This window comes from Actinomycetota bacterium, assembly GCA_014360645.1.
GTDB lineage: Bacteria > Actinomycetota > Geothermincolia > Geothermincolales > RBG-13-55-18 > Solincola_B.
Window position 1 is genome coordinate 180,696 of the sequence record JACIXD010000006.1, and the last position, 14,020, is coordinate 194,715.

12 protein-coding genes are annotated in these 14,020 nt (G+C 66.7%); all 12 read right to left on the reverse strand.

Annotated features, from left to right (window positions below; all coding sequences use genetic code 11):
- Positions 1-174 precede the first annotated feature (174 nt).
- Complete coding sequence (gene rpe / locus H5T74_07455; GenBank protein MBC7230211.1) at positions 175-891, reverse strand: ribulose-phosphate 3-epimerase; 717 nt, start codon at positions 889-891, stop codon at positions 175-177.
- On the reverse strand, positions 839-1,435 hold the full coding sequence (thpR, locus tag H5T74_07460) for an RNA 2',3'-cyclic phosphodiesterase (GenBank protein ID MBC7230212.1): 597 nt from the start codon (positions 1,433-1,435) through the stop codon (positions 839-841). Before thpR ends, rpe begins: the two co-directional genes overlap by 53 nt.
- Positions 1,425-2,678 carry a CinA family nicotinamide mononucleotide deamidase-related protein gene (locus H5T74_07465; protein MBC7230213.1) on the reverse strand — a complete coding sequence of 418 codons (1,254 nt, stop codon included), beginning with the start codon at positions 2,676-2,678 and terminating at the stop codon, positions 1,425-1,427. Before H5T74_07465 ends, thpR begins: the two co-directional genes overlap by 11 nt.
- Positions 2,665-3,267 carry a CDP-diacylglycerol--glycerol-3-phosphate 3-phosphatidyltransferase gene (pgsA, locus tag H5T74_07470; GenBank protein ID MBC7230214.1) on the reverse strand — a complete coding sequence of 201 codons (603 nt, stop codon included), beginning with the start codon at positions 3,265-3,267 and terminating at the stop codon, positions 2,665-2,667. Before pgsA ends, H5T74_07465 begins: the two co-directional genes overlap by 14 nt.
- Entirely contained in the window at positions 3,239-4,681 is a 1,443-nt protein-coding gene (gene rimO, locus H5T74_07475) for a 30S ribosomal protein S12 methylthiotransferase RimO (GenBank protein ID MBC7230215.1), read from the reverse strand. Before rimO ends, pgsA begins: the two co-directional genes overlap by 29 nt.
- Positions 4,682-4,734: 53 nt before the next feature.
- On the reverse strand, positions 4,735-4,968 hold the full coding sequence (locus H5T74_07480) for a hypothetical protein (GenBank protein MBC7230216.1): 234 nt from the start codon (positions 4,966-4,968) through the stop codon (positions 4,735-4,737).
- Between the two features lie 233 nt (positions 4,969-5,201).
- Positions 5,202-7,553 (reverse strand): DNA translocase FtsK 4TM domain-containing protein, encoded by a 2,352-nt coding sequence (locus H5T74_07485; protein ID MBC7230217.1) that lies wholly within the window; start codon positions 7,551-7,553, stop codon positions 5,202-5,204.
- A 310-nt stretch (positions 7,554-7,863) separates the two neighbouring features.
- Positions 7,864-8,640, reverse strand: coding sequence for a 4-hydroxy-tetrahydrodipicolinate reductase (locus H5T74_07490; protein MBC7230218.1), 777 nt, complete (start codon positions 8,638-8,640; stop codon positions 7,864-7,866).
- A 267-nt stretch (positions 8,641-8,907) separates the two neighbouring features.
- Positions 8,908-10,173 carry an insulinase family protein gene (locus H5T74_07495; GenBank protein ID MBC7230219.1) on the reverse strand — a complete coding sequence of 422 codons (1,266 nt, stop codon included), beginning with the start codon at positions 10,171-10,173 and terminating at the stop codon, positions 8,908-8,910.
- A 25-nt stretch (positions 10,174-10,198) separates the two neighbouring features.
- A complete protein-coding gene (locus H5T74_07500) occupies positions 10,199-12,496 on the reverse strand; it encodes a polyribonucleotide nucleotidyltransferase (protein ID MBC7230220.1) in 2,298 nt (765 codons plus the stop codon).
- A gap of 60 nt (positions 12,497-12,556) precedes the next feature.
- Entirely contained in the window at positions 12,557-12,826 is a 270-nt protein-coding gene (gene rpsO, locus H5T74_07505; GenBank protein ID MBC7230221.1) for a 30S ribosomal protein S15, read from the reverse strand.
- Positions 12,827-13,056: 230 nt separating this feature from the next.
- Positions 13,057-13,980, reverse strand: a complete 924-nt coding sequence (locus H5T74_07510; GenBank protein ID MBC7230222.1) for a bifunctional riboflavin kinase/FAD synthetase — start codon at positions 13,978-13,980, stop codon at positions 13,057-13,059.
- Positions 13,981-14,020 lie beyond the last annotated feature (40 nt).

Sequence of the window (14,020 nt, forward strand, 5' to 3'; positions counted from 1 at the left end):
ATAAGGGACGGCGTTTCCCCTTGTCCATGCGGGGCCGTGCGCCTTCGCCGCGACAGGCGCGAATCGCGGTCGCTGGCGAGGGCATCGTACGGGAGGCCGCGACGGTCGCGGAAAGCGGCGGGGCGGCCGGGGTTCAACGCGCCTTTTTCCTCGCGCGCGTCCCGCGGGCACGGGTCACCGGCGCCGCTCGGAAAAATCATCCAGCGCGCGCCTTATGTCCTCCGCCGCCGCGCGGGGATCGGGAGCGGCGTAGATGGAGGACCCCACCACCACGATATCCGTGCCCGCCTCGGCGACGGTCGCCAGGTTCCCGGTCTTCACGCCCCCGTCCACCTCCACCTCCAGGCTCACTCCCTGACGCCGCGCCTCTCTCTTTATCTCCTCCACCTTGACCAGCGCCTCGGGGATGATCTCCTGTCCCCCGAAACCGGGCATGACCGTCATCACCAGAACGTAATCGATCAATTCGAGGTGGTCGAAGATGCGCTCCGCCGGCGTCTGGGGGTTGAGCACGATGCCCGCGCGTTTTCCCAGGTTGTGGAGTAGTCCCAGGATCTCTCCGGGGTGCCTGGTCACCTCGGCATGGAAGGAGATCCAGTCCGCCCCCGCCCGCGCGAAATCCTCCACGAACTCCCCCGGGTGGGCGATCATGAGATGCACGTCCAGCGGCATCTCCGTGAGCTCCCTCACCGCCCTCACCACCAGGGGGCCGAAGCTGATGTTGGGCACGAAGTTGCCGTCCATGACGTCCAGGTGCACGGCATCCGCCAGACCTTCGATATAGGATATGGCGCGGCGGAGATCCCTGAAATCCGCGTTCAGGATGGAGGGCGCGAGCTTAATCCTCCCCACGTCCCTCACCTCCCAACGCGAAACGGCGCAGCGCCACATAGGTGGGACCGGACGGCGACAGGATGCTGCGGTAAAGGGTCAGTTTCTCCACCTCGAAGGCCAGCCCGCCTGCCTCCTTCATCCTCGCCGCCAGCTCCTCCAGGAACGCGCCGCAGTCCGCCGGGGTCTTGAGCCTGGCCACCGTGAGGTGACCCCGGTAGCCTCTGCCCTCCCGTCTCACCCCCGCTCTCTCCAGCCTCGCGTCCAGTCTCCTGGCGACTACGGCAGCCTCCTCCTCTCCCCGCTCCATGCCCACCCACAGCACCCGCGCCTTTCCCGGGGAGGGAAAGGCCCCGCACCGCCCGAGGCAAGCCACGAAGGGGGCGCACCTGCCCGCGGCGGCCTCTATCTCGTTCGACAGGCGCTCCAGCCCGTCCTCCCCGTATTCCCCGATGAATTTCACCGTCAGGTGAAGGTTGTCGGGCTTCACCCACCTCGCGCCCGGGACCTTCTCCTTCAGGGGCTCCAGCGCGCAGGCGATGGAATCCCTGTGCTCGCGCGGGATGTCCGCCGCCACGAAAAGCCGCAGCCTCTCAGCGCACATGCCCCACGTCCCCGTCACGCACGTACAAGAGGACCACGGTGAGGGCCACGGTCACCGCGAAGCGCCTCACCCTCTCGCGGTCTCCCGGCAGCCGGTATTTCCAGGTGAACTCCCTCTCCCCGTCGCAAAGCCCGAAGGCCACCGTGCCCGGCGGCTCGCTCTCCACCCCCTGCCCCGGTCCCGCCACCCCGCTCACGGCGACCCCCAGGTCGGTTCCCAGGCGCTCCCTGGCCCCGCGGGCCATGGCCGCAACCACCTCTTCGTTCACCGCGCCCCGGGAGCGCAGAAGATCGGGATCCACCCCCAGCAGCTCTTCCTTGGCCCGGTAATCGTAGGCGATGATGCCTCCCCTAAAATAGTCCGAACTGCCGGGTACCGAGGTGATCCTCTCCCCCAGCATGCCCCCGGTCAGGGACTCCGCCACCGCGAGGGTGAGCCCGCGCGCGCGCAACTCCCTGCCCAGGTTGCCCTCCAGGGTCTCCTCGCCCTGGGCCAGCACCCAGCCTCCCAGCCTCTCCCGGACGCGTCTCTCCGCCTCCGCCAGGAGGGAGAGGTCTTCCCGCGAGGTGAGCTTCACCTCTATCCTGCCGTCCGCCACGCGGAATGATGCCCCCACGCCCTCGATGCCGGAGAGGGCTTCCTTCACCTCTTCCCCCAGTTCGGACTCGGGCCGGGCGGCCACCAGCAATGACACGCTTCCCCCCCTCTCTCCCGGGGCGCGGGCGGAGACGCGCCCCACGAGCTCGTTCTCCACCATGTCCCGCATCTCGTGCGGCACGCCGGGCAGGAGCACCACCACTTTTCCCGCGTGTTCTATCCACTGCCCCGGCGCGGTGCCCAGCCTGGCTTCCAGGACCTCCGCTCCCTCCACCAGGTCGGCCTGTTTCAGGTTGCTGGGCGACATCTCCCTCCCCATGGCGCGGAAGAACCCCCTTAACCTCTCCTCGATGGAAGGGTCCCGTCGCAGGGCCAGCCCGAGGGCCTCGGCCACCGCTTCCCTGGTGAGGTCGTCGTCCGTGGGCCCCAGCCCGCCCGTCACCACCAGGAGGTCCGAGACGGCCAGCGCGTTCTCCAGGGCACTCTTGATGCTGCGCGCGTCGTCTCCCACCACCGCGCGCAGCACCACCTCCACGCCCAGGGAACGCAGCTTCTCGCCGATGAAGGTGGAGTTGTTTTCCTCGACCCTGCCGTCCAGGAGCTCGTCTCCCACCGCCAGGAGCGAACACGTCTTAATCTCGCGCATCTCCCGGTTCCGCCAGGTACCTGCTCGCCTTGCGCATATAATCGAGACCCGAGTACAGGGTGAGCGCCACCGCCAGCGCCACCGCCGCCTTCTCCAGCGTGGCGTACGGCTCCTCCTCCCTTTCCATGATCACCATGAGCAGCGCCAGGAGCTGAGAGTTGGTCTTCAGCTTTCCCCAGATGCTCGCCGGCACCGACGATCCCCTGCTCCCCGCATAGACGCGGAAGAGGGTCATCAGGGCCTCCCTGCCGATGATCAGGCCGGGGATCCATGCCGCCAGCCTCCCGCGCACCGCCAGCATCACGAAGGCGGTGGACAGGCAGACCTTGTCCGCCAGGGGATCGAGGAACTGGCCGAGCCTCGTCTCCTTGCCCTGCTTCCGGGCCAGGTGGCCGTCGAGGTAGTCGGTGGCCGCCGCCGCCAGTACCGCCGCCGCCGCCATGGCGTTCCTCCTGCGGTCGTCGTCTCTCAGGTAGACGGCGATCACCGGGGCGAGCAGCATGCGCGACACGCTGAGAGCGTTGGGGAGGTTCAAGTTGCTCGCCCGCCGCGGGACGTTCTCATCCCTTTTCTCCTGCGACCACGCCATGCAGGTCTATCCCTTCCGTGGAGACTATCCTCACCTTCCGGCAGGTCCCGGGCTGCACTCCCGGCGCATCGCGGATGAAGATGACCCCGTCGACCTCCGGCGCCTCCCTCCAGGACCTTCCCTCCCAGAAACCGGGAGCCTCGGGGCTCTTCCCCTCCACGAGGACGTCGAGTTCCCTGCCTACCAGCCCCGACGCCTTCTCCCGCATGATCTCCTCCTGGATCTCGGTGAGCTCCGCGATCCTGGAGCGGACGGTTTCCTTTCTCACCGAGACGGGCAGGGAAAACGCCGGCGTGCCTTCCTCACGAGAATACCCGAAGAGGGCAAGCCAGTCAAAACGCGCCTCACGCACGAAACGGCGCAGCCGCGCGTATGCCTCTCGACTCTCTCCCGGAAAACCCACCATGAGCGTGGCCCGCACCGCCACCTCGCCTAACCGCTCGCGGGCCCTCTCCAGGAGCTCCAGGTAGGAGCGCGCGTCGCCCCGCCTCCCCATGGCCCGCAGGACGCCTGCGTCCGCGTGCTGGAAGGGCAGGTCCAGGTAGCTGCACACGCGGGGGTCACGCATGGCCCTCATGACCTGGCCGTCCAACCCCTCGGGATGCATGTACATGACGCGGATGCGGAAGTCCCCCTCCAGGGCTGCCAGCTCCTCCAGGAGCCGGTGGAGCCGCGGCTTGCCGTAGATATCCCGGCCGTACCCGGTGGTGTCCTGGGCCACCAGCACCATCTCCCGCGCCCCGCGCGACGTGAAGAAAAGCGCCTCGTCGCGGATGTCCTCCACGGTCCTGGATCTCAACCGCCCCCTTATGGCGGGGATGGTACAGAAGGTACAGCGCCTCGAGCATCCCTCGGCGATCTTGATGTACACGAAGCCTCTTTCCAGGGTGCTCGAAATCCTCCGGTATGGGGTCAGCCCCGGACATGGGACATCCTCCCTCTCTCCCGCGCGCGCGGGAACACCCCTCCCGCCCGCCGCCTCCCACTCCGGAAGGGCGTCCTCCATTTCCCCGCCGAGATCCCCGGCCACGCATCTCTGCAGTATCTCCGCCACTTTCCGGTATCCCTCGAAGGGGAGGAAGACGTCCACCTCCGGCAACAGCTCCTCGAGGACCGCCACGCCGTAGCGCGCCACCATGCAGCCCGCCACCACCAGCCTGGCGCCGGTCTCCGCCTTCAGGTCCGCCAGCTCCAGCACCTCCTCCACCGTCTCCTCGAGTGCGGAAGCGATGAAGGAGCAGGTGTTCACCATGAGCACGCTGGCCTCGCGCGGATGCGACGCCCTCCTCCAGCCTGCCGCCGCCAGGCGCGTCTCCAAAAGGTCGGAATCCACCTCGTTCTTGGGACACCCCAGCGTAAGAAGGTGGTAACTGAGTCCGTGGACGTCCGAAAAAGGAGGGTTCTGCCGGTTCATCCCCGCTCCCCGTCGCGTGGAGCGTAGGCGCTGCCTATGTATCTCGCCTCGCGTCAGATCTTGATGGTCTTTATCTTCTCGGCCACGCCGCTCCCCACGTCCTTGCCCGAGAAGAAGGACACCGATTTCTCTATCTTCTCCGCCAGGGCGGGCAGTTGGTCCGCGGTGAGGTCGTCTGGGGTCGTCCCGATCAACTCGCAGTTTTTCTTCACCGTGGCCTTGGCGATGAAATCGCCCACTGCCGCCGAAAGGATCTTCTCCACCTCTTGCGCCAGCCTGTTAGCCACCGACACCTCCTGCCCCGATAGCCTTCCGGGTAGATTATAGCAGAGTATGCACATTCTGGTTAACAGCCGTTTTCGCCTCGGCCTCTCCCCGCCGTGACGGCACCGCGGCGGATGCGCATCGTCCTCTCCCCCGCATATCGGGACCATGCGCCATGGGGCCACATTCCCCGGTGCGTGCGCCCGCCCTCCGCGCCGCGTGCAGGGGCCGCCTCATGGTGATGCACTTCCGCGCCCTACGCCCCTCCCTCCCCATCCCCCTGCCGCCGTTTCCTCTCCTCCAGTTCCTCGACGGTCATGAGTACCGCCCTGGGCTTGCTCCCCTCGTAACCCCCTACCACGCCGATCTCCTCCATGAGGTCCACGAGCCTCGCCGCGCGCGCGTATCCCACGCGCAGCTTCCTCTGCAGCAGCGAAGCCGAGGCCACGCCCGACCTCACCACGATCTCGATGGCCTCCTCCAGGAGCTCGTCCTCGCGGGCCTGTTCCTTTCTCTCGCCCGTCGCCTCCTCCATGATCTCCTCGCGGTACTCCGCCTGCTTCTGGCGTTTCACGTAAGCGACCACGGCGGTTATCTCTCTCTCCGAGACATAGGAACCCTGCACCCTCATGGGTTTGGAGCTCCCCGCGGGCAGGAAGAGCATGTCGCCGTGCCCCACCAGTTTCTCCGCCCCGCCGGTGTCCAGGATCACCCGCGAGTCCGCCTGGCTGGCCACGGTGAAGGCGATGCGGGAGGGCATGTTCGCCTTGATGAGCCCGGTCACCACGTCCACGGACGGCCTCTGCGTGGCCACCACCAGGTGTATGCCCACCGCGCGAGCCATCTGGGCGATCCTGGCGATGGAGTCCTCCACCTCTGAGGGGGCCACCATCATGAGGTCCGCGAGCTCGTCGATGACCACCAGGATGTAATAGAGGTCCGGAAAGGCCCTCTCCCCGCGCTCGTCCTTCTCCTTCTCCAGCCCCTCCTTGAGGGCCGAACGGTAGGCCTGGATGTTCTTCACCCCGGCCCGGGAGAGCACCTGGTAGCGCAGCTCCATCTCCCGCACCACCCAGGCCAGGGCCGCCGACGCCTTCTTGGGATCGGTGATGACCGGCGCCAGCAGGTGAGGTATGCCGTTGAAATGCGAGAGTTCCACGTACTTGGGGTCTATCATCATCATGCGCACCTCGCTCGGCGGCGACGCCATGAGCACGGAGGCGATCATGGCGTTGATGCAACAGCTCTTGCCCGTGCCCGTGGCCCCGGCGAGCAGGAGGTGCGGCATATCACGCAGGTCGACGACGACGGGCTGGCCGGAGACGTCCATGCCCAGCCCCACCTTTAGGGGGGACCGGGAGCGGCGGGCCTGCGGCGTGCTCAGGATGTCTCCCAGGGTGACCAGGTCCCTCTCGCGATTGGGGATCTCGATGCCGATGGCCGACTTGCCGGGAATGGGGGTTATGATCCTGATGTCCGGGGAGGCCAGGGCGTAGGCGATGTCGTCGCTCAGGCTGAGCACGCGGTTCACCTTCACGCCGGAACCCAGCTCCACCTCGAACCTGGAGACGGTGGGACCCCGCGTCACCGTGGTCACCGCGGCGTCCACTCCGAAATCTCGCAGCGTCTTCTCCAGCACTGCGATGCTCTCGTTCACGCTGCGGCGGGAAAGGGAGCTGCGTTCCCCCGACCTCGCCAGCAGCTCCAGGGGCGGGAGGCGGTAGGACCTGGAGGCCTCCACGGGGACCTCGATGGCCATCTGGCCCCCTTCCTCCACCGTTACTGCGGCGGCGGAATCATCGGTGGCTGCCTCCGGGGGCCTTGGCGGTATGGGGGTCAACGCCGGTACCGCCTCCCTCTCCCCGGCCGCCGCCGTTTCCACGCCCTTCGTCTTCGGCCTCGCCTTCCTCTCCCTCTCCTCTCCGCTCCTCGTCCCGGCCGCGGCGGCACCGGCGGCCCTCCGCTGCGCGCGCTCCCTCTTCCTCTTCTCCACCCTCTCCTGGAAATACTTGGATATGGTCAGGCCGGTGAGCAGCAGGAAACCTACCAGGAACATCGCCGTCAGCAGCACGTAGGCTCCCGCCCTGCTGAAGAGCTTCACCAGCGGCCACGCCACCACCGCCCCCATGAGGCCGCCTCCCTTCTCCAGGCTCTCGCGGGTGAACATGGCCTCCACGCTTCCCGCTCGCAGGTGCAGCAGGGCGCATGCCGCCATCACCATGATGACCATGCCCGCAAGCTCCACCCAGGTGATGCGCCAGCGGCCTTCCTCGGCCATCTCCCCTATCCTCCCCAGCAGCAGCGCCAGTCCCAGTACCGGGGAAACGAAGGGGAGCACGAAACGCACTCTACCCATGAGGTAGGAGAAGAAGAGGTCCAGCCCGCGTCCCACCGGCCCCAGCGCCTCGAGGAAAAAGGCGAGGAAGAAAAGGACGCCGAGGGTGATGATGGCGACGCCGTAGATCTCCCTGAGGTTTCTCGGAAGCCCCTTCTCGCCGGAACGGCCCCGTTTGCCGCCCGAGCCCTTCGCGGCCCCAGAGGCCTTCTTCCCCGCTCCGCCGCTCTTTCCCGACGGTCTACTTCTCTTTACGCCGCCTTTCGCGGTCATCGCCTGGCGCCGTCCTTTCCCCTGTAGTTATTCCATCCGTCCTCGTCCTCGTCTCGCCCGCGCGACCTCCCAGGGATCCGCACCGCGTTATGACGCATCTCGTGCCGGCCCCGCCGCGTACGGGGCCGGCTCCCCTTCCTCGCTCCGCGCGGACGCGTCCCGGTTTCCTACCACGATAACTTCAACGCCGCGGCGATCTTCACCTTCGTATGGAGGTGCGTGCAGTGCGACCGCGGCGGCCGCCGCGGACCTCCGTGCAGGGGTTGCCGCGGCCTGGAGGAGCACGATGTGCACGTCGGAGCGGTAGCTGTCACAGGCCCATGAGCCTGTCGAGTCCCAGCACCAGGCCCCGGAACTCACGGATGCGGCGCAGGGCCAGTATCACCCCGGGCATGAAAGAGGAGCGGTCGTACGAGTCGTGGCGTATGGTCAGGGTCTGCCCCTGGCTCCCGAAGATCACTTCCTGGTGCGCAACCAGTCCCGGGAGGCGCACGGAATGCACGCGTATTCCGTTGATCTCCAGGCCACGCGCGCCCCCGTCGGCGACCGCACGGGTCTCCGCATCCCCGCCTTCGCCCACCAGGCGCGCGGTCAGGCGTGCCGTTCCCGAGGGGGCGTCCAGCTTCGCGGCATGGTGGAGCTCGACGATCTCGCACGCCTCCATGAAACGGCTGGCCCGGCGGGCGAGATCCATCATCAGCACCGCCCCCACGGCGAAGTTCGGGGCCACCAGGCACGCGACCCCCTTTCCCTCCGCCTCCCTTGCGAACCCCTCCAGGTCCTCCTCGGACAAGCCCGTCGTTCCCACCACGCAATGGATCCCCTGCGAGAGGGCGTAGGCCACATTCTCCCTGGCCGCCTCGGCGAGGGAGAAATCCACCACCGCCTCCACGCCGTTCTTCACCAGCTCCCTTGGATCCGCGGTTACCATCAATTCCCCCGGGAGGCCGGGCACCATCTCCGCTAGTCGCCTCCCCTCCCACGCCGGGTCAACGGCGCATACGAGCTCCAGGTCCGGCTCCGCGGACACCGCCCGGCAGACCTCCCTGCCCATACGTCCGCCAGCTCCGCAAACGCCTACCCTCATCGCGGTCCCCCTTCCATCTCGTCTCACCCGCCGGCCGCCTCTGCCCCTCGACGCCGCCCCGCTGCCGCGCGGCGCCTGCGACCCCGGCACGGTCGTGGGCCTCCCGGGGTTTCGCGCCCTCACGGCCCGCCGGGGTGCCTCACAGCTGCGGGGCCATGGATATCATCACCACGGGGCGGCGCCGGATTGAAGAGTACGTTTTTCGCCTGTCCGCCGTCTCGCACCGGCCCCGGTCCGGACGGCGGGGAACGAGCGCCTCCCTGACCTTCAGAAAAGGTGTCCTTGCAACTCCCTGTCGCCCAGGGGGCCGATGACCGTGGCCACCATCTTCCTGGATCCGAAGAGCTCCCTGGCCAGTCTCAAGACGTCGTCGCCGGTGACGGCGTCGATGCGAGCCAGGAGGTCGTCCAGGCCCAGGATCTCTCCGCCGCATACCTCGGCCTTGCCGATCCTGGTCATGCGGCTGCCGCTGTCCTCCAGGCTGAGCACTAGGTTGCCCTTGATATGGTCCTTGGAGCGGTTCAGCTCCTCCTCGCTCACGCCCTTCTCGGTGAGGTGGGCTATCTCCTCTTTTATCAGCTCCAGTACCGCGGACACGTTTTCGGGGCTGGTCCCGGCATATACCGCCACCAGGCCCGTCTCCACGTACATGGAATGATAGGAGAAGATGGAGTAGACGAGGGCCCTTTCCTCCCTGATCTTCTGGAAGAGCCGGGAGCTCATCCCCCCTCCGAGGATGTTGTCCAGCACCGCGAGAGCGAAGCGGGAGGGGTGCTGACGGGGAAGCCCCTGGGTGCCGATGACGATGTGCGCCTGCTCGGTGGGACGGTCGTAGACCACGGTGTGAGGACGTATCTCGGGCACGAAGGGGTGGCGGGAGGGACAGCCGTCGCCGCCCTCGCAGTCCACCAGTCGGTCCACCAACTCCACCACCCTCTCATGTTCCACGTTGCCCGCCGCCGCCACCACGATATTGCAGGGAAGGTAGTGAGCGCGGTAATACTCCGTTATCTCCTCGCTCCCCAGGGTGCGGATCACGTTCTGGCTGCCGAGCACGCTCTGCCCCAGGGGATGGGACTCCCAGAGGGCGGAGACGAAGAGGTCGTGGATGATGTCGTCCGGGGAGTCCTCGTGCATGGCGATCTCCTCCAGGATGACCCGCCTCTCCGCGTCGACGTCCTGGGGGCGCATGAGGGAACGGAGGAGCATGTCCGTCATCACCTCGAAGGCGTGGTCGAGCTTCTCGTCCAGCACCTTGGAATAGAAGCAGGTGTATTCCTTGGCGGAGAAGGCGTTGAGCTCCCCGCCCATGGCGTCGAACTCCTCTGCGATCCGCCGCGCGGTGCGGCGCGCCGTGCCCTTGAAGAGAAGGTGTTCTATGAAGTGGCTGATGCCCGAGAGCTCGCGCGGTTCGTCGCGGGATCCCACCCCTACCCAGAAACCCGTGGTCACGCTGCGCAGGCTGGGCATCCTTTCCGTGAGGATGCGGATGCCGTTCTCGTTCCGCGTGATCCGTAAGTCCTTCTCGCGCATCTGAGGCGGGCCCGCTCCCGATCGCTCAGTCACGCCGCTGGCGCATCTGGTCGCCCCGGCCCCGGTCCCTTTCGCCCTGCCTGCCCTGCTGGCCCGAGGAGTTCCTCGGCTGCTGCCTGGAGTTCCGGCGCTGCTCGCCGCCGCGCGCTTCGCCCCTACGCTCCTCGCGCGGTGGGGCCGCCTCCGCGATATGCTCGGGAACCTCGATATCCAGAGCCTTCAGGTTCACCCTTCCCAGTTTGTCTATCTCCGTCACCTCCACCTTCACGCGGTCTCCCACGTTGATCACGTCCTCGACCCGCGGTATGTGGCGGTCGGATAGTCTGGAAATATGTACCAGACCCTCCTTCCCCGGCAGGTATTCCACGAAGGCGCCGAAGCTGGTGGTACGGGTGACCGTGCCCTCGAACTGCTCCCCAGGACGCGCCTCCCGGATGATCTGCTCCACCATGAGTCGCGCGCCCTGAGCGCTCGCCAGGTCCTTGGCGGTGATGAACACCCTTCCGTCGTCCTCGATGTCCAGCTCCACGTCGTGCTCGGCGACGATGCGGTGGATGACCTTGCCGCCCGGGCCGATGACCTCGCGTATCTTGTCCACCGGCACCTCGAAGGTCACCACGCGCGGCGCGTAGGGAGAGAGCTCCTTACGCGGCTCGGGGATGGCCTCACGTATCTTGCGCAGGACGTACAGCCGCGCCTCGCGCGCCTGTTCGAGGGCACGCTGCATGGTCTCCACGGTGATGCCGCGGATCTTCATGTCCATCTGCAGGGCGGTGACCCCCTCGTCGGTGCCCGCCACCTTGAAGTCCATGTCGCCGTACTTGTCCTCGAAGCCCTGGATGTCGGTGAGGACCGCCACGCGGTCGTCCTCCTTGATCAGCCCCATGGCGATGCCCGCTACCGCCTTGTTCTCCTTCAGCGGCACCCCGGCATCCATGAGGGCCAGGCTCGAGGCGCACACCGAGGCCATGGAGGTGGACCCGTTGGAGGAGAGCACCTCCGACACCAGGCGTATGGTATAAGGAAAACGGTCCTCGTCCGGTATCAGGGTGACCAGCGCCCTCTCCGCCAGAGCCCCATGCCCGATCTCCCGGCGGCGCGGCCCACGCAGGATGCCCGTCTCCCCCACGGAGAAGGGCGGGAAGTTATAGTGATGGAGAAACCTCTTGCTCTCCTCGGGAGAGAGGTCATCGATCCTCTGCATGTCGCTTATGGGCCCCAGGGTCAGCAGGGTGAGCACCTGGGTCAGTCCGCGCTTGAAGAGGCCGGAGCCGTGGGTGCGGGAGACCAGCCCCACCTCGCAGGTTATGGGGCGGATGTCCTCGGGACGCCGGCCGTCGATGCGCGTCTCCTCCTCCACCACCAGGCGCCGCATGGACCTGCCCACCAGCTCGTCGAAATAGGCCTTGGCGCCCTCCAGCAGCTCCTCCGGCACCCCCTCCATCTCCGCGGGGAGGAGTATCTCGTTGAGGAGGTTCTCCAGGGTGCGGTCCCTCTCCGTCTTCTCGAGCTGGTTGCCGGCGATCTCGCGCACCGTCTGCTCCACCCGCCTCTGCATGTCGGGGAAGCGTGCGACCACCGCCTCGAAGTCGTGGGTCTTCAGGCTCACGCTGCGCTTGGGCTTGCCGATCTCGCCGGCCATCTGCTGCTGGATGCGGATCATCTCCCTTATGCCCTGTCTGGAGTACTCCAGGGCGTCGACGATCTCCTCCTCGGGGACCTGGGAGGCGCCCGCCTCCACCATGATCACGTCCACCTCGTTGCTCTCGGGGTTGAGGACCCCCGCCACCACCAGGTCGAGCCTGCTGTCCTCGAGCTCCTGCAGGGTGGGGTTGATCACCAGCCCGCTTGGGAGGAGCCCCACCCTCACGGCGCCGATGGGGCCGTTGAAGGGTATGTCGGATATGCACAGGGCGGCGGAGGCCCCGTTGATGGCCAGCACGTCGGGGGGGTTGGTCTGGTCCACGGAGAGGATGGTCGCTATCACCTGCACCTCTATGCGCATCCCCTCGGGAAAACTGGGCCGGAGGGGACGGTCGATCAGCCTTGCGGTGAGGATAGACTTCTCGGACGGCCTTCCCTCGCGGCGGAAGAAACCGCCGGGGATCTTGCCCGCCGCGTACATCCTCTCCTCCACGTCCACCACCAGGGGGAAGAAGTCGCGGTCCACCTCGTGCTTGGAGCCCATGGCCGTGACCAGGATGTCGGTGCCGCCGCAGGATATCAACACCGCCCCGTCAGCCAGCAGGGCAAGCTTTCCTATCTCGAATTCTATGGTCTTGCCGAATACGTCGACCGAGTATTTTTTCGTCTCTTCGGTCATCTCCTATCTCATCTCCATTCTCGTTCATATGCGCCGGGCTCTCCGGCTCCAGGTCTTTACTCAGCGCCGCAGTCCCAGCCTCTCGATGAGCTCGCGGTAGCGCTCCACGTCCTTTTCCTTAAGATAGTTGAGGAGCCTTCTTCTCTTGCCCACCATCTTCAGGAGTCCGCGTCGCGAATGGTGGTCCTTCTTGTGCACCTTGAGGTGCTCGGTGAGGTCCTCGATGCGTTTGGTGAGGATGGCTATCTGGACTTCCGCGGATCCGGTATCCTTCTCGTGGGCCCGGTATTCCTCGATGATCTCGAGCTTGCGCTCACTGCTAAGGGGCATGCCTTTTCACCTCCTTCATCCCCTTAAGCCCAAGAAAGGAGACGGCACCCTCCTATCCTAGGCCTAGGTTAAGGCGGCCTCGACCGCCATTCGTCGCCCGCGCCGCATCTGCGGGCTCGGTGAAGATGATAACACATGAAACCCCTGGGGGTAAAATGGCCGCCGCCACGGGGAAGCGGCAGCCGGGGCGAGGCTCCGGCGAGGGGCGCGGCGCGCGCCCTCTCCTCACCTCACTCCAGGGCGGCCCTGACGTCGCGGGCGATCTGCTCCGCGAGGGCTCCCGCATCCGGGAAGACCATGTCTCCCCGCAGGCGGCGCTTGAAGGACACCCCCAGGTAGCGGTCGTAGAGGTCCTCCTCCCAGCCGGGGATATGTACCTCGATACGCCTTTTCACCAACCCCCCGTGCACGAAGGTCCTGGCCTCGCCCACGTAGGTGACCGCAGGATAGGAACGGTGCTCGAGGTGCGCCTCTCCGGCGTACACGCCGTTCGCGGGAATGCAGCGATTGTCGTGCACCTCTAGGTTCGCGGTGGGAAAACCCAGCTCCCGCCCTCGGGAATCGCCGTGTATCACCACTCCTTCGATCATGTAATCCCACCCTAGGCGGCGGTTCGCGCCCTCGACGTCCCCTCTCTCCACCATCCCCCTGATCACGGTGCTGGAGATCACCTCGCCGTTGCCCCGCAGGAGAGGCACCGCGACCACCGCCATCCCGTGCCGGGAACCGGCCTCCGCCATGAAGCGCGTATCGCCCTCTCCCCCGCGGCCGAAGCGGAAGTTCTCGCCCAGCACCACCTCCACCGCCCTCAGGCGGCCCACCAGGTAATCCTCCACGAAGGTCCTGGCGGATATGCGCGAGAAAGCCTCGTCGAAATGGACCATCAGCACCACGTCCACGTCCATCTCCTCCAGCAGGCGAAGCTTCTGGGCGCTGGAGGAGAGCAGCCTGGGGTGCTCGCCCGGCCTGAGCACCTCCAGGGGATGGCGGTCGAAGGTGAACACCACGCACCGCAGGCCGAGCCGGCGGGCTTTCTGGTGCGCTATGGAGATGATGCGCCGGTGACCGAGGTGGACGCCGTCGAACATCCCCACCGTCACCACCGTCTCGCCGAGGTCGTCGGGCAGGGCTTCGAGCCCCGGGATTACCTCCATGCGCCATTCACCTCGCGACCTTATCGTCCCTCGCCGGAAA